Annotated in this window: 22 protein-coding genes and 3 tRNA genes; 17 read left to right on the top strand and 8 right to left on the bottom strand. The window is 32.6% G+C overall.

Annotation, left to right across the window (positions count from 1 at the left end; genetic code table 11):
* Positions 1-25: 25 nt before the first annotated feature.
* Positions 26-406: a RidA family protein gene (locus tag B0A57_RS00165; RefSeq protein ID WP_011962909.1), complete on the bottom strand. Its 381-nt coding sequence runs from the start codon at positions 404-406 to the stop codon at positions 26-28.
* 31 nt (positions 407-437) lie between these two features.
* Positions 438-3,131 carry a putative LPS assembly protein LptD gene (locus tag B0A57_RS00160; RefSeq protein WP_034098033.1) on the bottom strand — a complete coding sequence of 898 codons (2,694 nt, stop codon included), beginning with the start codon at positions 3,129-3,131 and terminating at the stop codon, positions 438-440.
* Between the two features lie 78 nt (positions 3,132-3,209).
* Here B0A57_RS00160 and B0A57_RS00155 point away from each other — a divergent pair, with 78 nt between their 5' ends.
* From B0A57_RS00155 to bshA, 11 genes are all read left to right on the top strand, one after another.
* Positions 3,210-4,379 carry an N-acetylmuramoyl-L-alanine amidase family protein gene (locus B0A57_RS00155; protein WP_011962911.1) on the top strand — a complete coding sequence of 390 codons (1,170 nt, stop codon included), beginning with the start codon at positions 3,210-3,212 and terminating at the stop codon, positions 4,377-4,379.
* Between the two features lie 40 nt (positions 4,380-4,419).
* On the top strand, positions 4,420-5,370 hold the full coding sequence (locus B0A57_RS00150) for an MlaD family protein (protein ID WP_034098035.1): 951 nt from the start codon (positions 4,420-4,422) through the stop codon (positions 5,368-5,370).
* 17 nt (positions 5,371-5,387) lie between these two features.
* The gene (locus B0A57_RS00145; protein WP_034098038.1) at positions 5,388-6,713 is read left to right on the top strand and encodes a (Fe-S)-binding protein; all 1,326 of its coding nucleotides are present in this window, start codon (positions 5,388-5,390) and stop codon (positions 6,711-6,713) included.
* A gap of 158 nt (positions 6,714-6,871) precedes the next feature.
* Positions 6,872-7,354 carry a hypothetical protein gene (locus B0A57_RS00140; protein WP_034098039.1) on the top strand — a complete coding sequence of 161 codons (483 nt, stop codon included), beginning with the start codon at positions 6,872-6,874 and terminating at the stop codon, positions 7,352-7,354.
* A 41-nt stretch (positions 7,355-7,395) separates the two neighbouring features.
* The gene (locus tag B0A57_RS00135) at positions 7,396-8,187 is read left to right on the top strand and encodes a (Fe-S)-binding protein (RefSeq protein WP_038466381.1); all 792 of its coding nucleotides are present in this window, start codon (positions 7,396-7,398) and stop codon (positions 8,185-8,187) included.
* Between the two features lie 252 nt (positions 8,188-8,439).
* Complete coding sequence (locus B0A57_RS00130) at positions 8,440-8,922, top strand: hypothetical protein (RefSeq protein ID WP_011962916.1); 483 nt, start codon at positions 8,440-8,442, stop codon at positions 8,920-8,922.
* A 151-nt stretch (positions 8,923-9,073) separates the two neighbouring features.
* On the top strand, positions 9,074-12,079 hold the full coding sequence (locus B0A57_RS00125) for a glycoside hydrolase family 3 N-terminal domain-containing protein (RefSeq protein WP_038466384.1): 3,006 nt from the start codon (positions 9,074-9,076) through the stop codon (positions 12,077-12,079).
* A 4-nt stretch (positions 12,080-12,083) separates the two neighbouring features.
* The gene (locus tag B0A57_RS00120; protein ID WP_011962918.1) at positions 12,084-12,782 is read left to right on the top strand and encodes a VIT1/CCC1 transporter family protein; all 699 of its coding nucleotides are present in this window, start codon (positions 12,084-12,086) and stop codon (positions 12,780-12,782) included.
* A 47-nt stretch (positions 12,783-12,829) separates the two neighbouring features.
* Complete coding sequence (locus B0A57_RS00115; protein WP_011962919.1) at positions 12,830-13,345, top strand: lipocalin-like domain-containing protein; 516 nt, start codon at positions 12,830-12,832, stop codon at positions 13,343-13,345.
* 13 nt (positions 13,346-13,358) lie between these two features.
* Positions 13,359-14,492, top strand: coding sequence for an acyltransferase family protein (locus B0A57_RS00110; protein WP_052079094.1), 1,134 nt, complete (start codon positions 13,359-13,361; stop codon positions 14,490-14,492).
* Positions 14,493-14,542: 50 nt separating this feature from the next.
* Entirely contained in the window at positions 14,543-15,694 is a 1,152-nt protein-coding gene (gene bshA / locus B0A57_RS00105; RefSeq protein WP_034098045.1) for an N-acetyl-alpha-D-glucosaminyl L-malate synthase BshA, read from the top strand.
* A gap of 104 nt (positions 15,695-15,798) precedes the next feature.
* Here bshA and B0A57_RS00100 read toward each other — a convergent pair whose 3' ends face one another.
* Complete coding sequence (locus B0A57_RS00100; RefSeq protein ID WP_011962922.1) at positions 15,799-16,692, bottom strand: LysR family transcriptional regulator; 894 nt, start codon at positions 16,690-16,692, stop codon at positions 15,799-15,801.
* 88 nt (positions 16,693-16,780) lie between these two features.
* Here B0A57_RS00100 and B0A57_RS00095 point away from each other — a divergent pair, with 88 nt between their 5' ends.
* The 3 genes from B0A57_RS00095 to B0A57_RS00085 all read left to right on the top strand — a co-directional run bounded on the left by B0A57_RS00095 (position 16,781) and on the right by B0A57_RS00085 (position 20,266).
* On the top strand, positions 16,781-17,551 hold the full coding sequence (locus B0A57_RS00095) for a type 1 glutamine amidotransferase domain-containing protein (RefSeq protein WP_034098047.1): 771 nt from the start codon (positions 16,781-16,783) through the stop codon (positions 17,549-17,551).
* Positions 17,552-17,787: 236 nt separating this feature from the next.
* Entirely contained in the window at positions 17,788-18,855 is a 1,068-nt protein-coding gene (aroC, locus tag B0A57_RS00090; protein WP_034098049.1) for a chorismate synthase, read from the top strand.
* A 148-nt stretch (positions 18,856-19,003) separates the two neighbouring features.
* A complete protein-coding gene (locus tag B0A57_RS00085) occupies positions 19,004-20,266 on the top strand; it encodes a dicarboxylate/amino acid:cation symporter (RefSeq protein WP_034098051.1) in 1,263 nt (420 codons plus the stop codon).
* 36 nt (positions 20,267-20,302) lie between these two features.
* Here the strand turns inward: B0A57_RS00085 and B0A57_RS00080 are convergent, their stop codons facing one another.
* From B0A57_RS00080 to B0A57_RS00065, 4 genes are all read right to left on the bottom strand, one after another.
* Positions 20,303-20,449, bottom strand: a complete 147-nt coding sequence (locus B0A57_RS00080) for a hypothetical protein (RefSeq protein ID WP_011962926.1) — start codon at positions 20,447-20,449, stop codon at positions 20,303-20,305.
* Positions 20,450-20,515: 66 nt separating this feature from the next.
* Positions 20,516-20,932, bottom strand: coding sequence for a thiol-disulfide oxidoreductase DCC family protein (locus B0A57_RS00075; RefSeq protein ID WP_034098053.1), 417 nt, complete (start codon positions 20,930-20,932; stop codon positions 20,516-20,518).
* A gap of 13 nt (positions 20,933-20,945) precedes the next feature.
* The gene (locus B0A57_RS00070; protein ID WP_011962928.1) at positions 20,946-21,707 is read right to left on the bottom strand and encodes a C40 family peptidase; all 762 of its coding nucleotides are present in this window, start codon (positions 21,705-21,707) and stop codon (positions 20,946-20,948) included.
* A gap of 200 nt (positions 21,708-21,907) precedes the next feature.
* Entirely contained in the window at positions 21,908-23,083 is a 1,176-nt protein-coding gene (locus B0A57_RS00065) for an acetyl-CoA C-acyltransferase (protein WP_034098055.1), read from the bottom strand.
* Between the two features lie 254 nt (positions 23,084-23,337).
* Here B0A57_RS00065 and B0A57_RS00060 point away from each other — a divergent pair.
* The 3 genes from B0A57_RS00060 to B0A57_RS00050 all read left to right on the top strand — a co-directional run bounded on the left by B0A57_RS00060 (position 23,338) and on the right by B0A57_RS00050 (position 23,620).
* Positions 23,338-23,424, top strand: a tRNA-Ser gene (locus B0A57_RS00060).
* Between the two features lie 14 nt (positions 23,425-23,438).
* Positions 23,439-23,513 (top strand) — tRNA-Pro (locus tag B0A57_RS00055).
* Positions 23,514-23,546: 33 nt separating this feature from the next.
* A tRNA-Arg gene (locus B0A57_RS00050) sits at positions 23,547-23,620 on the top strand.
* A gap of 367 nt (positions 23,621-23,987) precedes the next feature.
* Here B0A57_RS00050 and B0A57_RS00045 read toward each other — a convergent pair.
* Positions 23,988-25,775, bottom strand: coding sequence for an ABC transporter ATP-binding protein (locus tag B0A57_RS00045; RefSeq protein WP_034098062.1), 1,788 nt, complete (start codon positions 25,773-25,775; stop codon positions 23,988-23,990).
* Between the last annotated feature and the right edge of the window lie 109 nt (positions 25,776-25,884).

Here is a 25,884-nt window from a genome sequence, read left to right as displayed (position 1 = left end):
GTAAAAAGTGTAGTATATACAAAAATTACTTCACTGCAATGACTGATATTTCTATGTTTACATTTTTTGGCAAACAAGCTACCTGAACTGTTTCTCTTGCTGGTGCAGATTGTTCTGTAAAATACTTTCCATAAATAGTATTTATCCTTGCAAAATCTTCCATATTCATGATAAAAATGGTTGTTTTTATTACATCATCAAAAGTCATGTTAGCTGCTTCGAGAACTGCTTTTAGATTTTGCATAACTTGTTCGGTTTCTATTTCAATAGTATCTAGAACTAAATTTCCTGTGGCAGGATTTATAGCTATTTGTCCCGATGTATATAACGTATTTCCGCTTAAAACTGCTTGGTTGTATGGACCAATAGGGGCAGGGGCTTTGTCTGTAAAAATTATTTTTTTCATTCTTTTGTTTTTAGGTTTATATAATCTGAAATTAAAGTTTTTTATCGGCTGTATTGCGTTTGTCCCACTTAATGTCGCTCAGTACCGATGAGCTAATTCCTATAAAGAAATACCATGAAGCCTGATTTCCAAAAGGCATCCAATTAAAATTCATTCGCCAGCTTAATAAATCTCTTTCAAAACGCAATTGGGTGTAAGTAACACCATTTTGCACAAAATCGTAACCAGAGGAAACGCCAGCTTTCCATTTCGGGGTAATATCTATATTTCCAGAAAACATAAGTGAGCTACTGGTTATTTTTGTCTCTCGTTTGTCATTACTATAAGTTAGCGAATAAGCTAGTTTTAAATCCCAAGGAATTTGAGCTTTAAAGAATCCTGCAAACCTATCTTCCTTATCATCTTTTCCAAACTGACTTTCTTGTCTGTTACTAAAATCGGTAGTTTTACCAAATAAATCATCTTCTCTTCCTCCGTTTTGCAATCCTTTATTATGCAGGGGATCTTCTTTCTTTTTGTCATCTTTTTTACTAGATAAAGAATAATTAAGAGTCATATTTGCGCTGGTCATTCTAAAAAGACTCCCACCATTATTAATATTAAGTATATTTAGAGGATTTCCATTTGCGTCTATCGCATAGGGATTTAATGTGGCAGCAAAATTGACATTCATTTTTTCTTTAAATAGATTTGTACCACCACTAACTCGAACAGGTTGCCAAGCTTGCGCTCCGTTTTGGGCACTCATGTTATATCCTGTCGAAAACTGAAGATTATTGAGTAGCATAATTTTTTTTGGTTCTACTTTTGTCGAATCACGATCTCTAACTTTTGCTTCAAAAGTATTATTTACTGAAAAATTTAAATTATTAGAAAAATACTTGTCTGGTGCACCAAAAATTCCTTTTTCAAAACGGGTATAATCTGCCATTTTTCCGCTTCCATCGGAGGCATAAGTGTCATAATATTTTTCGAAACTCGGCTTATAAGTATAGCTTAAACTTGGTGTCATTACATGACGAATAGCCTGAATTTTCTTGTCTTTACTAATGTTGAAAGTTCCGTAAATGGTAGTTGCTAAGCCTGTATTAAAATTATAGGTTCTAAAGGCATCAAAACCATTTTTTGTTGTTTCATCGACTAGATTTGTTAGTGCATTATACTTTTTTTCGATTGTTTTTATATACCAGGTTTCTGTATAGTTGCTTGATGTAGATATGTTTAGGTGTTTTAAAACTTTAAAACTACTACTTAAAGGAATAGTTTGTTGCATGCCATTCTTTGCATCATTAAACATTTGTGGTTTAAAAAATAACGATTCGACTGTTTGTATCTCGTTTCGTGCAGATAAGCCATAAGTAAAGTTAATGTTTTTTATAAAACCTTTTTTAGATTCTGCCCTTTTTGCAAAAGGATATATTCTGTCTAAACTAGCCGTTACAGTTGGCAGTGTCATGTTTATCTGACCTGTATTCGTGTTCTGGCTATGGTTTGCAATAATGGCAATATTAGCTTGTGGTACTGTATTGAACGTTTTTGAGTAGGATATAGATGAACTTAAAGTGTTGTTTAAAGAGGCTGAAGTATTTATTTGATTAAATGAGTTTTTAAAATATTTAGTGCTTCCTAAGTTTACCGATGCCGAAAATCTAGAATTTGGTGTTGCTTTTGGGTCTGGAGCATGACTCCATTGCAAATTATATATATTATTTTTTAGGTATCCTGGCAAACCACGTTCGCCAGCAATCTGATTTTCAAATTTAAAACTAAAGTTACCACGGTATTTATAAATTTTTGCATAACTAGTTTCTGCCCTAAAAGCAAAACTTCCATTTGTATAATAATCGCCTAAAACTGCTAAATCGTAGTGCTTGCTTAAGGCAAAATAGTAACCTCCGTTTTGTAAAAAATAGCCTTGCGCATTAGAATCTCCAAAAGTTGGAATAATTATTCCTGATACACTGCGTTCTTTCGATAACGGAAAATAAGCAAATGGGATGGCAAGGGGAGTAGGAACTCCTACAATAACCATATTTGTAAATCCTGTTACGACCTTTTTTCCAGGTACTAATTTTATTTTTCGAGCCAAAAAATAATATTCAGGGTCTTCTAAATTTTTCGAAGTGGTAAAACGAGCATTTTTTATGAAATAAACAGAATCATTTTCTCTTTTGGTAATTTCTCCTTTTACTTTAAATTGGTCTTGGTCTGTCCTAGAATTCCAAATTAAGGCTTTTTTTGTTTTAAAATTAAATCGAATCGAATCTGGTTCGACAATATTATTTCCTTGTTTAAAATAAGGATATTGAGAATATGAATTGGCAGAATCTTTTATTCTTCCGGCATAAACTTCGCTTTTTTCGTAATCTATAACAATAGTTCCAGCTTTGAGTTCGATATCTTTATAATAAACTTCTGCCTTGTCATACAAGGTAATTTGCCTCTTTTTTTGATTTATTTTAGCATAATTTTTCGATTTGTATTTAATCTGACCCTCAAGTAGTGCCTTTTTTTTAGTAACACTATCTTTTTTGATACCAATATTTATGCTATCTTTCTGGTTTTTAGAGGGTATTGAAGTGCTTTTTTCTCGTAACTCCTGGCTATAAGAAGTGTTATAACTAGAAGTTAATAAAAAAGCTAAAAAAACGATATGAAATAAGTTTGTACGCAACGCTATAAATACTATTTTTGTAAAAATATGTCTTAATTTTTGAAGTGACAAACTTACAATCTATTTTTAAAAAAATTAAGCATTTAGTAAAATTATAACCTTTTATGGTCATTTATAAAAAAGACAAGTATGAAATTTACATTAAAAATTAAACCTTTAGTTTTTATCTTATCGTTATTTTTTGTTGCAAATGCTTTAGCACAAACAAATTATAAATTTAAAGTTGTTTTAGATGCCGGACATGGTAATCATGATTTTGGTGCAACATATCATGGTTTTGTCGAAAAAAATATAAATTTAGCAATAGTTCTTAAATTGGGCAAGATATTAGAACTAGATCCTAACGTGCAGGTTATATATACAAGAAACAATGATACTTTTGTAGATTTAGTTGAAAGAGCTAATATTGCCAATAGAGCAAGCGCAAACTTTTTCGTGTCTATACATTGTAATGCAAATAAGAACAATGACGCTTACGGTTCTGAAACGTTTGTTATGGGACTTTCTAAAAGCGCATCGAGTCTTGCTATTGCAAAAAAAGAGAATGCAGTAATTACTTTAGAAGATAATTATAAGAAAAAATATTCAGGATATGACCCTAATTCTCCAGAATCACTAATTAGCGCAACAATAGCACAAGAAGAATATTTAGATCAAAGTATCGAATTAGCAAGTAAAATTCAAGAGGGGTTAGAAAATAAGTTAAACAGAAAATCCCGTGGTGTTGCACAAGCACCATTTATGGTATTACACAAAGCATTTATGCCAAGAGTCCTTGTAGAAACTGGATTTATTTCTAATCTCGACGAAGGAACTTATCTAAATTCTGAAGAAGGACAACAAAATATCGCAAAAACTATTGCCGATGCAGTTTTTAGAATGAAAGCCGAATATTTTGGCGGAACTGTACCAGTTATTGATATTAAAAAATACGAAAAACCAGAAATAAAAGATTCTACACCAAAAGTAACCCTACCAGTTCAGGCTAAAGACACATCAAAAGAACAAAAAAAAATAGTAGATACTAAAAAAATAGATACAAGTAAAGTAATTTTTAAAGTTCAACTAAAAGCAAGTGCCTCTAAAATTGAAGCAAAACCGAAAAATTTTAATGGTTTAGATAAGATTTCATTTGTTTTAGAAAAAGAATACTACAAATACATGTATGGAGAAACAAACGATTATCTTGTGGCCAAAATGCAATTGCTAGAAGCAAAAACTAAAGGCTATGATTCCGCATTTATAGTAGTATTTAAAAACGGAATAAAAATTAGCCTAAATGAAGCATTAAAAAAGTAATCGTAATAAGAATTTATTAATTTTGTTAAAAATATTTACCTTGAAAATCACTAGAGAAATTAAAACCGCCATATTAGTTATTGCCTCCATTTTGTTATTTATTTGGGGGTACAGCTTCCTAAAAGGACAAAATTTGTTTAACAGTCACAAAAAACTATTTGTCGAATACGATAATGTAGAAGGGTTGGCAACATCAGCACCAATAACAGTAAGCGGAAAAGTAATAGGAAAAGTAAATTCGATAACACTTAATACAAACGGAAAACTACTGGTTGAGCTTCAAATAGACGATGATGAGTTTCCAATCTCAAAAACAAGTATCGCACAAATTTATGAGCCAGGGGTTATTGCAGGCAAACAAATAGCAATTATTCCTAATTATAAAGATGCCAATATAACTAACGATGGCGATAAGTTGTTATCAGGAATAAAATTAGGACTTACAGACGCTTTAGGACAAAAACTAGAACCACTTCAAGCTCGCCTAGATAAAGTTTTAGCAAATGCAGACGCACTAATAACAAACGTAAATACAGTTTTAGATGCTCAAACACAAACAAATTTAAAAAATGCAATTGCAGGATTAAATAAAACAATGACTAATTTTGGTAAAGTTTCATCGGATATTGATGGTATTTTAATAGAGAATAAAGTAAAATTAGGAAGCGCACTAGGTAATTTAGACAAAACTACCCAAAATTTTGCCAAAATTTCTTCCGATTTAGACAAAGCAAATCTAGGTGCAACAGTAAAAAATCTAGATGCAACATTAACTAATGTTAATGCTATTGTGGCTAATCTAGAATCAGGAAAAGGAACCATGGGCAAATTATTAAAAGACGACGCCATGTACACTAACCTATCTAAAGCATCAAAAGAGCTAGAGTTATTATTACAAGACGTACGATTACACCCAACAAGATATGTCAATGTTTCTCTTTTTGGCAAAAAAGAAAAACCATATATAGAACAAGCAGTACAAAAAAAATAAAACACAAATAACTATTTATGAGCTATTTAGATAATATATTATTCTTCATTATCCTGTCTATAGGAATCGGGTATTTTGCCATCAATGTCAAAAAAATAATCCGAAACATAAAATTAGGACAGGAGATAAACAGATCTGACAATCCATCAGCAAGATGGAAAAACATGGCCATGATCGCACTCGGACAATCAAAAATGGTCAAACGTCCAGTAGCAGGAATCCTTCATATATTTGTTTATGTAGGATTCGTAGTAATCAATCTCGAAGTGCTAGAAATCATTATCGACGGATTATTTGGCACCCACAGAATATTCTCGTTTTTAGGCACATTATATAACCTACTAATTGGTTCATTCGAAATACTAGCCCTATTAGTACTAGTAGCAGTAATCGCATTCTGGATAAGAAGAAACATCATCAAACTAAAAAGATTCATACATTCAGACTTAAAAGGCTGGCCAAAATCAGACGCAAACTACATCTTATATTTCGAAATAGTTTTAATGTCATTATTCCTATTAATGAACGCCGCCGATTATCACTTACAACTATTAAACGTAGGTGAATACCACAAAGTAGGTTCATTCCCGATATCGCAATTTTTAGAACCAATCTTCAACGGAATGTCTGAATCATTAGTAATAATGATCGAACGTGGTGCATGGTGGATACACATTTGCGGCATTTTAGTATTCCTAAATTATCTATACTTCTCAAAACATTTACACATATTACTAGCCTTCCCAAACACTTATTTTGCAAACTTAAAGCCACAAGGACAGTTCGACAATCTAGAAAGTGTAACAAAAGAAGTAAAACTAATGATGGATCCTAATGCCGATCCATTTGCAGCACCAGCACCAGAGAGCAATGCCGTTGTAAGCAAATTTGGAGCACAAGACGTGCAAGACCTAAATTGGGTTCAGTTACTAAACGCCTATACTTGTACAGAATGCGGTCGATGCACCTCATCATGTCCAGCCAACCAAACGGGGAAAAAATTATCGCCAAGAAAAATCATGATGGATACTCGTGACCGTTTGGTCGAAGTAGGAAATAATATCGATGCCAACAAAGGTGTATTCATACCAGACTCAAAATTCCTACTAGGCGATTACATCACACCCGAAGAACTCTGGGCATGTACTTCCTGCAATGCTTGCGTTGAAGAATGCCCCGTAAACATTAGCCCATTATCAATTATTATCGACATGCGTCGTTACCTTGTCATGGAGCAAAGTGCTGCACCACAGCCACTAAATGCTATGATGACAAATATCGAAAATAACAGCGCCCCATGGCAATACAACCAACAAGACCGACTAAATTGGAAAAATGAATAAAATAATATTTTTGGGGTAACCCGAAAAGGGTGGGCTTTGGGCTATATCTTTTTTTTCGGCGAAAAGCCTCAAAAAAAGGATACCGTCTCACTAGAGCCTAAAACAGCGAACTGGCAAAGTAATCCCTCATGCAGCATACAACGTAAAGAAACATTACAATGAGCATCGAATATTTAGATAAAACCCTAATAGCAATTTCAGAAAACGGACAAACCATAAGTCCTATACTTTCTGAGGGTATAAAAAACTATCTAATAGGCATAGGCGGAACCATTTGCGATGATATTCTAAACGAACAACCAGAACGAATGCTAAGAGGACAATTATATCCAGAGGCACTAGCAACACTAAACAAATGGTACGACGAAGAACACATCATCTATTTTTTTACCTCAAGAACCGAAGAATATCGAAAATATACCAAAATCTGGCTCGACAAGCACGGATTCAAATACCACAGAATACTCATGGGAAAACCACGAGGAGGCAATTACCACTGGATAGATAATCACTTAGTAAAAGCAACACGTTACCAAGAAAAATTTACCAATTTAATAAACAAACAAGTAACAATACAAGTCTTCGATGACGCACAACACCAATACAAATTTGGTTATTTGTTTAACTGTTTAATCTATTGAGCGATTAAACGATTAAGCAAAAAACGATTAAACAAAATATTATGCAAGAAACATTAATAGTGCCTACAATGGCCGAAATGCTAGCCCAAGGCAAACAACCAGAAGTATTATTTTGGGTAGGATGCTCAGGAAGTTTCGATGACAGAGCAAAAAGAATAACCAAAGCCTTCGTACGAATCCTAAACCGCGCAAAAGTAGAATTTGCAGTATTAGGCACCGAAGAAGGTTGCACAGGAGATCCCGCAAAAAGAGCAGGAAACGAATTCTTGTTTCAAATGCAAGCCATGATGAATATCGAGGTGCTAAACGCTTATGAAGCCAAAAAAATAGTAACGGCTTGCCCACACTGTTTCAATACACTAAAAAATGAATACCCAGACCTGGGCGGACAATACGAAGTAGTACACCACACAGAATTTCTAAAATCATTACTAGACGATGGAAGACTAACCATTGAAGGCGGACAATTTAAAGGAAAAAGAATCACTTTTCACGATCCGTGTTATTTGGGACGTGCCAACAAAATATACGAAGCACCAAGAGAATTAATTCAAAAATTAGACGCCGAATTAGTCGAAATGAAACGATCTAAAGCCAACGGATTGTGTTGCGGAGCAGGTGGCGCACAAATGTTTAAAGATGCCGAACCAGGAAACAAAGAAATTAATATAGAAAGAACCGAAGACGCTCTAGAAACCAAACCAGAAATCATAGCCGCAGGTTGCCCATTTTGCAACACCATGCTAACAGATGGTGTTAAAAATAAAGAAAGAGAAGCCGATGTAAAAGTGATGGATATCGCCGAACTAATAGCAAACGCCCAAGACCTTTAATAACAACGGCTTAATTCTATTAATTACAGTATTTTGCGTTAGAGATTGAAGAAAACATCCTTTTCGAGACTTTTTCTGCCTCAAAAAGATTACCTCACAATACTTTTGTTTTTATCCGAGTTTAGTGCACTTCGTTTGCAACCTAATGCCCAACTCTTGGTAAAGCCAAAATAATGAAATCTAAAAAAGCTGTATATTGTAGGATTAAGCGATAATTATCAATTGATAATTGTCAATTAACAATAAAAAAAAATGTACATACCGTTCGAAAATCTACCATTAGAATCTAAAATTTGGATTTACCAATCCAACCGTAAATTTACCGATGAGGAATTTACCGAAATTCAGATTGCAGCAGAAGCATTTATACAAAATTGGTCTGCTCACGGTGCAAGTCTTGAAGCCTCCTATTTACTAAAATACAATCGATTTATTATTTTTGCAGTAAATCCAGAAGTGCAACCTGCAACAGGTTGTTCTATCGATAAATCTGTTCAGTTTATTCAAGAACTAGAACAAAAATACAAAGTCGATTTGTTAGACAAAATGAACGTAACTTTCAAAAACGGAGAGTTTGTAGCTCATAAAACATTAATCGAATTCAAAAAAATGGCCAAAGATAAAGCCGTTACAGGATCTACTATTGTTTTTAATAACCTAGTAAATTCGATCGAAGAATTTAACGAATCTTGGGAAGTTGCCGCAGAAGATAGCTGGCATAGTCGTTTCTTTTAATTTTTTTTACCAGATATTCGAAGATTTTAAAAGATTATTTAAATAAATTTAGATTTTTTTAAAATCTGCGACCCGAGAAACAGCCAATAGGCAAAGCAATCTGCAGTAAAATACGCATAGTCCGTAAAGCGGATAATCATAAAATATTATAATGAAAAATTCAGTTTTTAAATTTCTATTGTTTTCTATACTTACTTTATTTATGGTCAATTGTTCTGTAAATAAAAATAGAGGTAACGAGAATATTGCTGTCGATAACAATGAAGCAAAATCTAAAACTGAAAAATTTATCGATCCTTCGAAAGTTGGATTTAACCTTTTTGAAGACAATCATTCAGAAAAAAAATGGGTAGATAGCATATACAACACCATGACTTTTCAAGAAAAGTTAGGACAATTATTTATGGTTGCAGCCTACTCTAACAAAGATTCTATTCATTTTAACTCGTTAGACAAATTAATAAAAAATTATAAAATTGGGGGTCTAATATTCTTTCAAGGAGGTCCAGTTCGTCAAGCAAAACTAACCAACCGTTTTCAGGCAGTATCTAAAACTCCTTTATTTATAGGGAACGATGCCGAATGGGGATTAAGCATGCGACTAGATTCTACCTATCGCTATCCTTGGAATATGACACTTGGTGCCATTCAGGACATGAAACTAATTGAAGAATTAGGTGAGCAAATGGGCAAAGAAACCAAGCGAATGGGAATTCAGTTTAATTTTGCACCAGTAATAGACATTAATACAAATCCGAACAATCCAATTATAGGCAATCGTTCTTTTGGCGAAAACAAAGAAGAAGTAACTAAAAGAGCCGTTGCATTAATGAAAGGTTTTCAAAATCAAGGTGTTTTTTCAACAGGAAAGCATTTTCCAGGACATGGTGATTCTGAAACAGATTCTCATCATAGTTTGCCAATAATTAATTTTTCTAAAGAACGATTAGAAGATGTAGAATTTTATCCGTACAAAAAAATGTTTAATTTAGGATTGGCATCGGTAATGGTGGCACACCTTAACGTACCAAGTTTAGAAACTAGGGCCAATTATCCATCATCAATATCCTATAATATTGTTACCAATATCTTAAAAAAACATTTGGGTTTTAAAGGTTTAATTTTTACCGATGCACTAAACATGAAAGGAGCTAGTAATTTTAAAAAACCAGGCGAAATAGACCTAGAGGCTTTCCTTGCTGGAAACGATATTTTGCTTTTCCCAGAAGATGTTCCTACGGCGATTCAGAAATTTACACAAGCTTACAAAGACACATTAATTACAGATGATAGAATAGAATTTTCGGTAAAAAAAATATTAAAATACAAACATAAAGCAGGTTTAGATAAATACAAGCCTATAGAAACCAGTACTTTGTATAAAGATTTAAACAAACCAATTACCAATTCATTACAGTATAAATTGTATGAAAATGCGATTACACTTTTAAAAAATAAAGATTCGATTTTGCCCATAAATGATTTGGCTAAAAGCAAAATTGCTTATGTAAAATTAGGAGACGATTCAGGAAACGTTTTCTTATCAACTTTAAATAAATATGCCGAAGTTACAGAAGTTTTTAATGAAAATATTGATAGTTTAAATCAGGATTTGAAGCAATATACTACCGTTATTATAGGTTTTCATAAATCTGATAAAGCTTGGAAAAAACATGAATTTACCGAAAAAGAATTACTTTGGATTCAAAAAATAGCACAAAACAATACTGTAATTCTCGATATATTTGCAAAACCTTATACTTTGTTACAAATTAAGAATTTTGATAATATAAAAGGTTTAATTTTAACCTATCAAAATGGCGATATTGCACAAGAAGTTTCGGCCGAATTAATTTTTGGATCTATCGAAGCAAAAGGCAAAATTCCAGTTTCAATTGCCAATTTTTTTAATCAAGGAGATGGATTAACTACAAAAATGACAAACAGATTAGGATTTACAACACCAGAAAATGTGGGTATGAATTCTGAAATATTATCTAAAATTGATGCCATTGCAAAAAAAGCCATCGACGGAAAAATGACACCAGGCGCACAAATTCTGGTCGCCAAAAAAGGAAAAGTAGTTTACCAAAAATCGTTTGGTTATCACACCTATAAAAATGAAACAAAAGTTAAAAATTCAGATATTTATGACGTAGCATCGCTAACAAAAATAGTATCAACCTTGCCTAATGTAATGCTAGAATATGATGCAAAAAAAATAAATTTAGCTACCACATTGGGTACTATGATTCCAGAAGCAAGAGGCACAAATAAAGATTCTATCTCATTTAAAGATTTATTATCACATTACGCCCGTTTGCAAGCTTGGATTCCTTTTTATAAATCGACATTAGATTCTAATAAAATTCCTCTAAAAAAGTATTATAATAATACTTATTCAGAGAATTTTAAAAACCAAGTTTCAGAAAATTTATTTATTAGAAATGATTACAATGATACTATAATTAAAAAAATTATTAGTAGTAAATTGTTAGATAAAAAAGAATACAAATACAGCGATTTTACTTTTATTTTGCTTAAAGAATATTTAGAAAAATCAAACAATCAAACTTTAGATGTCTTATCTCAAGAAAATTTTTTCTCTAAACTAGGAATGAATAATACTTTGTATAATCCTTTGCGTAAGTTTGATATAAGTGTTATCCCACCAACGGAAGTTGATACTTATTTCCGTCATCAAATAATTCAGGGTTATGTGCACGATATGGGGGCAGCCATGCAAGGAGGAGTTGGCGGACATGCAGGAATTTTTTCTAATACTATAGATATTGCAAAAATGATGCAAATGTATTTGCAAAAAGGAAATTACGGCGGGATTCAATATTTTTCGGAACAAACTTTTAATGATTTTAATACCTGTTATTTTTGCGCCCAAGGCAATAGGAGGGGACTAGGGCTAGATAAGCCACAGTTATCAGGAACATCAGGGCCAACTTGTGGTTGCGCTTCATTAACAAGCTTTGGGCATACCGGTTTTACAGGAACAATGGCTTGGGTAGATCCAGAAACAGAAATTGTATATGTTTTCTTGTCAAACAGAACTTTTCCAGATTCGAACGCATCAAATAAATTGTCTAAAGAGAACATTAGAGAAGATATTCAAAAAATTATTTACGAGGCAATTATAAAATAAGACTATGTTACACGACGAAAAACACCTGAAAAGCTCAGATTTTATTACTGATGCCGTTATTGGAATGAGCGATGGCTTAACAGTTCCTTTTGCCCTTGCCGCAGGTTTAAGTGGTGCGGTAAGCAGCAATTCTATAATTTTAACTGCGGGTATTGCAGAAATAGTAGCAGGTTGTATCGCTATGGGTTTAGGAGGATATTTAGCTGGAAAAACCGAGCAAGAGCATTACCAAAGTGAGCTAATAAGAGAATACGAAGAAGTAGAAACTGTTCCCGAAAAAGAAATGCAAGAAGTGATGGATATTTTTGCGGATTATGGTATAAGCAAAGAAGGACAAAATATTTTAGCCACTGAATTGGCAAAGGATAAAACCAAATGGGTTAATTTTATGATGAAATTTGAACTTGGGTTAGAAGCGCCACATCCTCAACGTGCTAGAAATTCTGCATTAACTATTGGTATTGCTTATTTTATAGGAGGACTATTGCCCTTGTCAGCTTATTTTTTAACAAATTCACCGTCAAATGGACTAAAGCTTTCTTTGTTAATTACAACAATATGCCTTTTTGTTTTTGGTTTTTTTAAAGCAAAAGTAACTGGACAAAATCCAGTAAAAGGCGCATTTAAAGTTACTTTAATTGGACTAATCGCAGCAGCAGCAGCTTATTTTGTAGCTATTGGTTTTGAAAATATTTTTAAATAAAATTGTAAAATAAAATTAGGAACTCATAGAATTTAATAATAAAATCAATGAAAAGAATTTTATTTACTATTTCGATTTTATTAAATGTAGCATTTTTTTATACTTACGTTCAAAATAATTGGAAAGTAAATAAGTCTGAAAATAGTAAAATAGAAACAAATAAAATTGTAGGTACTTGGAAGCTGGTAGCGTTTGCGGATTTAGATACAGTAACAGGCAAGTGGATATACCCTTTTGGGAAAACACCAAAAGGCTACTTTACTTATACAAAAAATATGATAGTTAACTTGAATGTATCAGCAGAAGAACCTTTACATATTTCGGCAGATTCAAGTGAAACTTGCAAAATAAATTTAGACAATTATATTTGGCATCACTCTTTTGGTTACTTCGGTAGTTATTCAGTTAATTTAAAAAAATCAGTTATAACACATCACGTAAAAGGCGGAACGATACCTTATTATATTGATACAGACCAGCCAAGACCATTCTCTTTTAGAGGTGATACTTTGGTTATTGGAGATAACAAAACTAGAAAAAGATTACTCATAAGAGCAGATTAATAAATAAATCATAGTGATTGTAGAAAACAAAAACAAACAAAAATTTTACGGATTAGATCATTTAAGAGCATTAGCTATTGTATTGGTTTTCTGGTTTCATTATCAAATTCCAATTTTTGGATATCCAGAATGGCTCCCTGATTATGCAAAATTTGGTTGGACAGGAGTCGATTTGTTTTTTGTTTTGAGTGGATTTTTAATCTCATCACAATTATTTTTAGAAATTAAAAAAGGAAATAAAATTTTGTACAAAGATTTTTTTTTAAAAAGATTTTTCAGAATTATTCCAGCCTATTTAGTTGTTGTGGCAATTTATTTTTGTTTTCCACTTTTTCGAGAAAAAGAAAGTTTGCCTTCTATTTGGAAATTCTTAACATTTACTCAAAATTTAGGCGCTAATTTAAAAGATTACGGTACTTTTTCTCACGCTTGGTCGTTATGTGTAGAGGAACATTTTTATTTTTTCTTACCAATAATTTTAATGTTTCTTCAAATTTCAAATTACTTAAAAAAAGGATATTGGTTGTTAATTATTCTATTTATTTTGGGTTTTATAGTACGAATTTATAGTTGGAACAACTTTTATATTCCAAAAATAAACGATGAAAATTCCTGGTTATATTGGTACAAATACATTTATTATCCAACATATAATAGACTTGATGGGCTTTTAGTAGGTGTTTCAATTGCAGGAATTTATCAGTTTTATCCTAATTTATGGAACAAAATTTCTACATTAGGAAATCTAAATGTAGTATTAAGTTTAGTAATTTTAGTACTTGCTTATTTCTTGTGTTATGAGGAGCAAACATTTTATGCTTCTGTTTTTGGTTTTCCTTTAGTTGCCATTGGTTACGGGTTTTTAGTAATTGGAGCCATAAGTCCTACATGTTTTTTGTATAAATGGAGTTCAAAAACCACAACATTTATAGCAACATTATCATTTGCCATTTATTTAACTCACAAAGGAATAATTCACATTACCCAAAATGTATTCGAAAATCTAAATGTAAAAACCGAAAGTAGTTTAATGATGTTTATTTGTATGGTAACTTGTATAATTTGTGCTTATTTACTAAATTTAATTATCGAAAAGCCATTTATGAAATTGAGAAACCAAGTAATATCTAAAAAAAAATTAAGTTAATTTTCTCTAAAATCGCCTATGCTTTTTTTATTTTTAACTAATTTCGTAAAATGAAAATAGCAATCGTTTGTTATCCAACTTTTGGAGGAAGTGGCGTTGTTGCCACCGAATTAGGACTAGAACTTGCCCGTCGTGGTCATGAAATTCATTTTATTACATATAGGCAACCCGTTCGTTTGGCATTATTAAACCCAAATGTGCATTATCACGAGGTAAATGTGCCAGAATATCCGCTGTTTCATTATCAACCATACGAGTTGGCTTTGTCCAGCAAATTAGTCGATATGGTAAAACTGCATAAAATAGATTTGCTACATGTGCATTACGCTATTCCTCATGCCTATGCAGGTTATATGGCAAAGCAAATGCTAAAAGACCAAGGGATTATTATTCCTATGGTTACCACATTGCACGGAACAGATATTACTTTAGTAGGCAATCATCCTAATTACAAGACGGCAGTAACTTTTAGTATTAATAAATCAGACAAAGTAACGTCGGTTTCTCAGAGTTTGAAAGATGATACACTCAGGCTTTTTGATATTAGAAATGAGATAAAAGTAATTCCAAATTTTATAGAATTAGAAAATAAAATACTCGACAATATTCCCTGCAAGCGTTCAGTAATGGCAAGACCAGAAGAACGAATTATTACACATATTTCTAATTTTAGAAAAGTAAAAAATATTCCTGATGTTGTAAAAGTTTTTTATAAAATTCAGCAAAAAATACCAGCAAAGCTAATGATGGTTGGCGATGGACCAGAAAAGGCCAAAGCCGAAAAGTTATGTGATAAATTAGGCATAAGCGATAAAGTAATTTTCTTTGGAAATAGTAACGAGATAAGCCAAATTTTAACCCTTACTGATTTGTTTTTATTGCCATCAGAAACAGAAAGTTTTGGTCTTGCAGCACTCGAAGCTATGGCTTGTAGTGTTCCTGTAATTTCTAGTAATTCTGGTGGTTTGCCAGAGGTAAATATTGATGGGGTATCGGGCTATTTAAGTAATATTGGTGCGGTAAACGAAATGGCAGAAAATGCACTTAAAATTATTTCAGATGAAGATAATTTAAACTTATTTAAGAAAAAAGCACTAGAAGTTGCCAAACAATTTTCGGTCGAAAAAATAGTTCCTTTGTACGAAAATTTATATTTAGAAGCTATAGCAGAATCTAAAAAAAACATTTTTAATCAAATTTAAATTAAAGATATTTTTATATTATACTAGGCTCTATTTTTTTAGAATAAACACAAAATTAGGGTAAAAAAAATCTGTATCATGTATGCAATACGAGAATCGTTAATTTAAAAAATCCCCTTCAATTCCAATTCAATATCTTCGAAAAAATCACTCAAATTATCGTTTTTACCCGATAATAAAAACACATCTGTACTCGGAATTTCTGTACTGTTCCATATCATTTGCAATTTCTTTTCTTCAATCATATTTTTTGCATTAATGTTCCAGGTAACTGCTACTCCTGTGTTTTTAGAAAGGATTTCCAGCATTTCATATTCTGACGGAATAATATAATTGGCAATCATCGAGGGTCTTTTCTTAGCAAAAACATGCAACCAGAATAATTTAATATGAGGAATTTCGGCATCATGGCTGTACCATTTTTGCTCATTCAACCAATTTTCGATTGTTTCCAACTCTTTTGTTTTAATTTTTGTTTTTATTACAGAAAGATCAATATTTGCAGACCCTACAATAACTTGTTTGATGGCTCCCACTTTTTTCTGAATGGTATCAAAGGTGTCAAACTTTTTGGTAACAATTGCAAAATCGAGTTTTTTAGAATTAACCAAATCAAACAACGCATCATTATTATGGAAAGTAAAATCGATAAAATCAAATTTTATAAGTAACGCACTCCCAATACTACTCATCAAATGTCTGGAAATGCCAACAGAAAGTACTCTATTTGCATTGAAAGCTTTAGACCGAAAACCGTTCTCTACATTTTCCAATCGGTCTAAGGCATCAATGATTAGATTATTAAGCAACTTAGCATATTCAGTAGGTTCAACCCCTTTAGACTTTCTATTAAAAAGTTTATACCCTACATGTGCCTCCAACATGACTATTTGTTGGCTTACAGCAGGTTGGCTAATAAATAATTCTTTAGCGGCTAAAGAAAAATTTCCGTTTTTATAAACCGACTTAAACGTTCTGTACCATTCGAGATTGACCATGATATAAATATATTTATTACAAACATAATTTAAATTATTTTTAATAATACCATATTCGCTCTAAATTTGCATTCTTAAAAAAATAACAATGAAAAAAATAACCGCATTCACTATTCTAGCATTAACCTTGAGTTGCTTTATGGCAACAGCACAAAAACAAAAAAACAAAAAGATGAAAAAAGTATTATTTGTAGTTACCAGTCACGATCAATTGGGTAACACAGGAGAGAAAACAGGATTTTGGACAGAAGAATTGGCTGCTCCTTATTATGCTTTACTAGACCAAGGCGTAAGTATAGACATTGCCACACCAAAGGGAGGACAACCGCCTATTGATCCAAAAAGTGCCGATGCATCATCGGCAACGGAAGACACCAAACGATTTGATGCCGATACGGTTTTATTAGAAAAACTAAAAAACACCAAAAAATTAGCCAACGTAAATCAAGCTGATTATGACGCTGTTTTTTATCCTGGAGGTCATGGTCCACTTTGGGATCTTGTAGAGGATAAAAAATCTATTGCTCTTATTGAGTCATTTTATACAAATAAAAAGCCTGTTGCCTTTGTATGTCATGCACCTGCAGTTTTAAAAAACGTAAAAGTAAATGGAGATTTTTTGGTAAAAGGTAAAAAAGTAACTGGATTTACAAATACCGAAGAAGAAGCTGTTGGGCTAACTAAAATTGTTCCTTTTTTATTAGAAGATGCACTTCAAGAAAATGGAGCAACATATAGCAAAGCTGCCGATTGGCACCCGTATGCCGTTGAAGATGGTTTATTAATTACAGGGCAAAACCCAGCTTCATCTAAACTGGTTGTTGAGAAATTATTAAACCAATTGAATTTAAACAAATAAACTCAAACAGCTAAGATTCTAAAAAGCTAAGCAACTAAGATTTAAGTACGATTTTTTCGAAACTTAAAGCCTTAGAAGCTTAGCTTTTTTTTAGGATCTAAATTACCTGAAATGGCATAAAACGAGTATTCTAAATATAGAGGTTTTAGAGGTTTTATTATGATATTTTAAATTAAATTTAAATATTATTTTATAATTTTTAATGATTAGGTTATATTTGTTTAAAACTTAAAATAATGTCAGGAAATAGTTACGGAAAAATTTTTAAAATCACCACTTTTGGCGAATCCCACGGAGAAGCTTTAGGCGGAATTATCGATGGTTGTCCGCCAAACATAATAGTAGATTTAGACGCTATTCAAATCGAAATGCAACGCCGCAAACCAGGACAATCCTCTATAGTTACCCAACGAAAAGAAGCAGATGAAGTGCAATTTCTTTCAGGAATTTTTGAAGGAAAAACCACAGGAACCTCAATAGGCTTTATAATTAAGAATACAAACCAAAAATCTGATGATTATTCGCACATAAAAGATTCATATCGACCATCTCATGCCGATTATGTTTACGAAAAAAAATACGGAATTCGTGATTATCGTGGTGGCGGACGCAGTTCTGCCAGAGAAACAGCCAGTAGAGTAGTAGCAGGAGCGATTGCAAAACAAGTTATTCCAGAAATAAAAATAAATGCCTTCGTATCTTCTGTAGGCGATATTTCTCTCGATAAACCTTACCAAGATTTAAATTTTTCATTAACAGAAACCAATGCCGTTCGTTGTCCAGATTTGGCTTCGGCAGAGAAAATGGAAAACTATATCAAAGAAATAAAAAAGCAAGGAGATACAGTAGGGGGAACCATAACTTGTGTTATACAAAACGTACCAATAGGTTTAGGAGAACCTGTATTTGATAAGCTTCATGCCGAATTAGGAAAAGCAATGCTCTCTATAAATGCCGTAAAAGGTTTCGAATATGGTAGCGGATTTTGTGGGGCAAAGATGAAAGGAAGCAATCATAATGATCCTTATAACAAAGACGGAACTACGAGAACTAACTTATCAGGAGGTATTCAAGGCGGAATTTCTAACGGAATGGATATTTATTTTCGAATCGCTTTCAAACCCGTGGCCACATTAATTCAAAAACAAGAAGTACTCACAAATACAAATGAAATAATAGAGCAGCAAGGTAAAGGGCGTCATGATCCTTGCGTAGTACCACGTGCAGTTCCTATTGTCGAGGCAATGGCAGCAATAGTAATGGCTGATTTTTTTCTTTTAAATAAAATTTATAATAATCATTAAGAGTTATTTTCGCTATTCGTTCCAAGCGAAGTTCACTGAACTGTAATTAAAATAAACGTTAATTGAAATAATCTTTTGCTTTTTAAAGCAAGATAATTTCTGGAGCTATCTGAGCTAAAATAACAACAATAACATTTAACCATAATCTATGAATTCAACAGAATCTACAATCGAAACAAAAAAAACATTCTTCAGCAACCTAACAGTTCAAATTCTAATAGCCATGATTTTAGGTGCTATTCTAGGTGTTTTTATTCACAATAATTATTCAGCAGCAGCAGCCAAAGAGTTTAGTGGTTATATAAAAATGTTAGCAACAGTCTTTATACGTTTGGTACAAATGATAATTTCGCCATTAGTATTTACCACATTAGTTGTAGGAATTGCAAAATTAGGAGATATAAAATCTGTAGGAAGAATAGGAGGAAAAGCAATGGTCTGGTTTTTTACAGCTTCTTTTATTTCACTATTAATAGGAATGTTTTGGGTAAATATTTTACATCCAGGAGCAGGTTTAGAACTTTCTAATATAGATGTTTCGGCAGCGACCGAAGTAACCGAAAAAACACAAAGCTTCTCAGTCCAAAATTTTGTAGAGCATATTATCCCGAAAAGTATCGTTGAAGCCATGGCGAATAACGAGATATTACAAATCGTAATTTTCTCTATTTTCTTCGGATTAGCAGCCGCATCATTAGGTGATTTTACAAAACCAGTTGTAAATGCTTTAGATAAAACATCACATATTGTACTAAAAATGGTAACCTATGTCATGAAATTTGCTCCAATTGGTGTTTTTGGTGCTATTTCGGGCGTTTTTGCAATTCGAGATCTAAACGAACTTTTGTTAACCTATGCTAAATTCTTCGGATCATTTTTAGTAGGAATCTCAACTCTGTGGATTTTTCTGTTGCTAATTGGATTTGTTTTTTTAGGACACAGAATGAAAACTTTGCTAAAACATATCGTAAGTCCATTAATTATTGCTTTTGGAACTACAAGTTCTGAAGCTGTTTTTCCAAAATTGACAGAAGAATTAGAGCGTTTTGGTATAAAAGATAAAATTGTTTCTTTCATGTTGCCACTAGGTTACTCCTTCAATCTAGATGGTAGTATGATGTATATGACATTTTCAAGTATCTTTATTGCGCAAGCTTATGGCGTACATCTTGATATACCCACACAACTTACCATGTTATTCGTTCTAATGCTTACCAGTAAAGGTATTGCAGGTGTACCAAGGGCAAGTTTAGTTGTTGTTGCAGCTACTTGTGGCATGTTTGATATTCCTATTGAAGGTATTGCCTTAATATTACCAATAGATCATTTTTGTGATATGTTTCGTAGCGCAACAAATGTATTAGGTAACGCATTAGCTACAAGTGTTGTAGGGAAGTGGGAAAAAGAATAAATTACATCTTTTAAGTAAAAAAGATAACGGTTTATATTATAAATCGTTATCTTTTTTCTTTTTATCAGTATTCATCATAAGCATAACAGCCCCAATTAAACCAAATATAACAAGTCCGAACACAATAATCATGATAAATGCGCCATTTCCCCATGAATATAATGGTAATATTAAATTTTTCATTGTTTAATTTTTTAAGTTTTGGTAAAAGTAAAACGATAATAGGAATACTTTTATGATAAATATCATTTACTCTAAAAATTTCAATTTTAATTCGGGTGTAGGAATGCTACAAGATTCGTTTTTGCCATACCATTTGTAACGATTTTTAGCAATATAATCATAAAGTATATCTCTTATTGCTGAAGGAATAATCCTAAAAAGGGTAGCGTAAGTAAAAAAGCCACCAAGACTTTTTGCAATTTCTAATGCAGCAGTCGATTTGTAGTAATAGGCTTTCCCTGGGTTATACAAAATAACACTGTCTATATTTTTTGAAGAAATTCCTATATAATTTATGATGTTTTGTCCTAGTTTAGATTGTATAGGAACAAATCTAAACACATCTTTTTTGTCGTGTTTTATAATATACTGTACAGACGAATTACACAAATTGCAAATGCCATCAAAAATAATTATTTTTTTGTTAGTTGGTATTCCTTCCATATACTTGCAAAGGTTAAATGATTTTTTTAATCACTCTCAATTTATGTGTATGTTTATTAGCATCTGCATTATAAATTCCTAAATGATCTAGTCTATCAATACGCACTTTACCGCTGGCATGAATGATGTAATTATCGTCCATAATAATGCCAACATGTATAATATTTCCTTCCTCATTGTCAAAAAAAGCCAAATCTCCAGGTTCACTTTCCTCGATAAAACTTAAGGCCTCCCCTTGAGTTGCTTGTTGCGAAGCATCTCGAAATAGCTTGTAGCCATTTAGTTTGTAAACCATTTGTGTAAAACCAGAGCAATCAATGCCAAAAGGTGTTTTTCCTCCCCACAAATAGGGTGCATTCATATACATAAAAGCGGTATTTATTAGGTTTGATTTTTGTTTTATGCCATTTATTTTCAAACCATCAAACGAAAAATTATCTTTATTTATCGATTCATAATTTAAAAAAGACAATGACGATCCGAGAGGAATAGGAATTAATGAGTTTTTTGAACAAGTGATATATTCTATCAAATCGGAGCTCAAAATAATACTGTCTTTAGATAATTGCTCAGACTGTTCTTCGGTAATTGTTGTAAATTGTTTATTATCTACCCAACCTTCATAATCATCAAAATTCAAACGAATTTTAGACCATTTCTGAGTTTTTTCTAAAATACTAAAATGTTCGCCAAACAAAACTTGCGAAACCAATTCGCTTCGGTCGCTGGGTTCTATTCTTAAAGGGATATTGGCTAAATTACAAATTCCAAACATTAAAATTATTTTAAATTTTAAATGATGAATTTTGAATCAATTAAAACCCAAAATTCATCATTTGTATTATTTTTATTTGAAGCTAATCCTGCTTTTCGCTACAATCTTTTTGTTTTTTAAAGGAAAAAACAAAAAGGATTTTCGCTGCAATCAGGGCTAGGGGAGCACAGTAAATTTTAAAATTTATTATTCAAAATTTATTAAGCTCTTTCAATTACAATGGCAGAAGCACCACCACCACCATTACAAATAGCAGCTGCACCAATTTTGGCGTTGTTTTGTTCTAAAACGTTTATCAAAGTAACAATTATTCTTGCTCCAGAACAGCCAAGCGGATGACCTAAAGAAACGGCACCACCATTTATATTAATTTTATCATTATCTAAACCAAGAATTTGAGCATTTGCCAATCCAACCACTGAAAAAGCTTCATTAAACTCGAAAAAATCCACATCAGATGTAGATAATCCAGCTTTCTTCAAAGCCAATGGTAATGCTTTTGCAGGAGCAGTTGTAAACCATTTAGGTTCTTGTGCTGCATCTGCATACCCTTTTATATACGCTAATGGCTTTAATCCCATTGCTAATGCTTTTTCTTCACTCATCAATACCATGGCTGCTGCGCCATCATTTATTGTTGATGCATTGGCTGCAGTAACCGTTCCGTCTTTGGTGAAAACTGCATTTAGTGTTGGAATTCTATCTAATTTTACATTAGTATATTCTTCATCTTTACAAACTACGATTGGATCGCCTTTTCTTTGTGGGATAGTAACGGGAACAATCTCGTTATCAAATTTTCCAGCATCCCAAGCCTTCGAAGAACGCTCGTAAGATTGAATGGCAAAATTATCTTGGTCTTCACGAGAAATTTTATATTCAGTAGCACATAAATCAGCAAAAACACCCATAGCTTGTTGGTCATAAGCATCTACCAATCCGTCTTTTTGCATACCATCAAGCATAGAAGTAGGTCCAAATTTCACACCATTTCTTAAATGAACGTAATGCGGTATCATACTCATGTTTTCCATACCACCAGCTACAACGATTTCTGCATCGCCACACATAATAGCTTGTGCGCCTAAGATAACAGATTTCATTCCAGAGGCACATACTTTGTTTATAGTTGTACAAGCAACATCGTTAGATAAACCAGCAAAAATGGCTGCTTGTCTGGCAGGAGCTTGTCCGACACCAGCTTGTACTACATTACCCATATATACTTCATTAACCAAAGCTGGGTCAAGATTTATTTTGTTTAATGCACCTTTAATGGCAATTGCGCCTAATTGTGGCGCAGGAACGCTAGATAACGCTCCCATAAAACTTCCAATAGGAGTACGAACTGCTGATACTATAACTACTTTTTTCATTTTTGAAATGTTCTTAAATTACAGTTGCGAATTTACTAAATTTAAAAAGATTTTGCGCTTCTTAATGATTTTTTTTAAATTTAAGACTTATTTATGTTTTAATAAATTATTTGTGTTTGTTGTATGGTATTGATTATTAAATAGTTTGAATTTATTTTTAAAATAAAATAAAAATAAACGAAAAAAATGTTGGTAGTATTCATTTGATGTCTTACATTTGCAACCGCTTAAGAGAAGGGAATTACTTCCTTACAGGAGAGTTGCCTGAGCGGCCGAAAGGACATGTTTGCTAAACATGCGTATGGGAAACTGTACCAAGGGTTCGAATCCCTTACTCTCCGCTTTTTTTAGCTCTCGGGGTGTAGCGTAGCCCGGTTATCGCGCCTGCTTTGGGAGCAGGAGGCCGCAGGTTCGAATCCTGCCACCCCGACAATTTTTAGTTGTCTAGAGAATAAATTTTAATGGTTGCGTAGCTCAGCTGGATAGAGCAACTCACTTCTAATGAGTAGGTCCCAGGTTCGAATCCTGGCGCGATCACTATTGCCTTTAAATAAGCAAATCAATGTAAGCACACAATACTCGGGAAGCCTTGTATTATGTGCTTTTTTGTTAATTTTTTTACAACTTTGATTTATGCTATTTACCCAACAAGACAGGATTTTTGACACGCTGATTGACACAACGAAAAACTCGGTGTCAGTAAAAACAAATTTTAAAATTAGAAACAGACCAAACGCTTTTAATCTAGCCAGTGTATTTTATATATTATGGTCTAATGAGGATTAATATAGCAAATGAAATGTTGTCTTTAATGAGTTAAAGACAACATTTCATCTTCAAAAAAAAGCACATAGTTGTTATTAAGATTATAGTTTAAATTTATTGTTTCCTAAAAAGGTAAATTTTAATAATCCCGAAATTGTAAATTACTTAAATTTTTATAAATTCCGTTTTCAATTTCGATAAGTTCTTTGTGCGTTCCTTGTTCTGCAATGATACCATTATCGAGAACTAAAATGGCATCTGCATTCCTAATAGTCGATAGCCTGTGTGCAATGATAATACTAGTTCGTCCTTCCATTAGGGTTTCTAGTGCTTCTTGAACTAGTTTTTCGCTTTCACTATCTAAAGAAGAAGTGGCTTCATCTAGAATTAATATACTAGGATTTTTTAGTAAAGCACGAGCAATAGCAATACGTTGGCGTTGTCCTCCAGATAGTTTAATGCCTCGTTCGCCAACTATGGTATCAAATTTTTCAGGAAATCCGTTTACAAAATTGAGTGCATTGGCTTGTTTGGCAGCAATGATAATTTCTTCTTCGGTGGCATCGGGTTTTCCGTAAGCAATATTTTCTTTAATGCTTCCACCAAACAAAATCACATCTTGCGGCACAATACTCATATTGCCACGAAGATTTTCTAAATCGTAATCATAAATATTTTTGTCATCTATAAGAATTGTTCCACTTTCTATATCATAAAAACGTAGTAATAAGGATGAAATTGTCGATTTTCCTGCCCCACTTGGTCCAACAATGGCTATTTTTTGACCAAAAGTTGCTTTGAAACTTACATCTTTTAAAACCTGAATTTCTTTTCGAGAAGGATAAGTAAAAGCTACATTTTGAAAAGTAACTTCACCTTTTATTTTTTCTTTGATTGATGATTGGATACCGCTTATTTTTTCTGGAGTTTCTTCTAACAATTCGAAAATTCTTTCGGTCGATCCGATTGCTTTTTGTAGTTGCGAATACAATTCGGCAATGCCTCCAAAAGATGCTCCTATAAATGCAGAATACAGTACAAATGAGATTAATTGGCCTACATTTTTCATTTCGCCAGAAATGGTTAATGTAACGCCATACCAAACCACCGAAACCACTGCTCCGAAAAGACAAATGATAATAAATGAAGCGAAAAACCCTCGATATTGCCCGCCTTTTATGGCTATTTTTACAATCTCGTTTATTTTATTTTTGTAACGTTCTATTTCGTACCATTCGTTTGCAAATGCTTTTACATTGGTTATGCCTTGCAGTGTTTCTTCAACAACTACTTGGCTTTCGGCAATTTTGTCTTGTGTTTTTTTTCCGTATTTTCTGATAAATCTTCCAAAAATTACTGCCGCAACTGCAACTACAGGAACGATAGACATCATCATTAAAGTTAATTTTGGGCTTATGGTTGCTAAAATGATAAATCCGCCAATAATTAATATAAATTGACGTAAAAATTCGGCAATTGTACTAGTTAAGGTATCTTGCAGCTGAGAAATATCGGCACTTAATCTACTATTTAATTCTCCAACACGCTTTTGAGCGTAAAAAGACATGGGTAATTTTATCAGGTTTTGATATAAGGCAAATCGTAAATTTGCCAAGGTATTTTCGGTAAAATTGATAAATAATGACAATCTGAAAAAAGAAAAACAAGATTGTAAGATTAAAATTCCGAATAATCCCAAAGTGATTTTATTGGCTTTAGCGGCATCTTTATTAGCAACACAATCTACCAAGAGTCCTAAAAATTTCGGGAAGGCTAATGCGGTAATACTCGTTAGTAGTAAGAAAAATAAGCCTACATAAAATTTCCATTTATGATTTCCAGCATATTTGAAGATTAATTTTGCTTTATTTAGTGAACTTGCATTTATTTTCGATTTTGGTAAATCGTTTTCTACGAACCTAGCCATTTATTTTTATTTTGATACAAAAATACTACAAATGATAGTTTGATAAATGGTTATAATTCCTGTTTTTAGTTAAATTAATCTTAAAGTCGAAAGTCATAAAGTTTTAAAG

The organism is Flavobacterium psychrophilum DSM 3660 = ATCC 49418 (genome assembly GCF_002217405.1).
Lineage (GTDB): Bacteria > Bacteroidota > Bacteroidia > Flavobacteriales > Flavobacteriaceae > Flavobacterium > Flavobacterium psychrophilum.
Note: the sequence above shows the minus strand (reverse complement) of the source record. Positions and strands in the feature narration are given on the sequence as shown.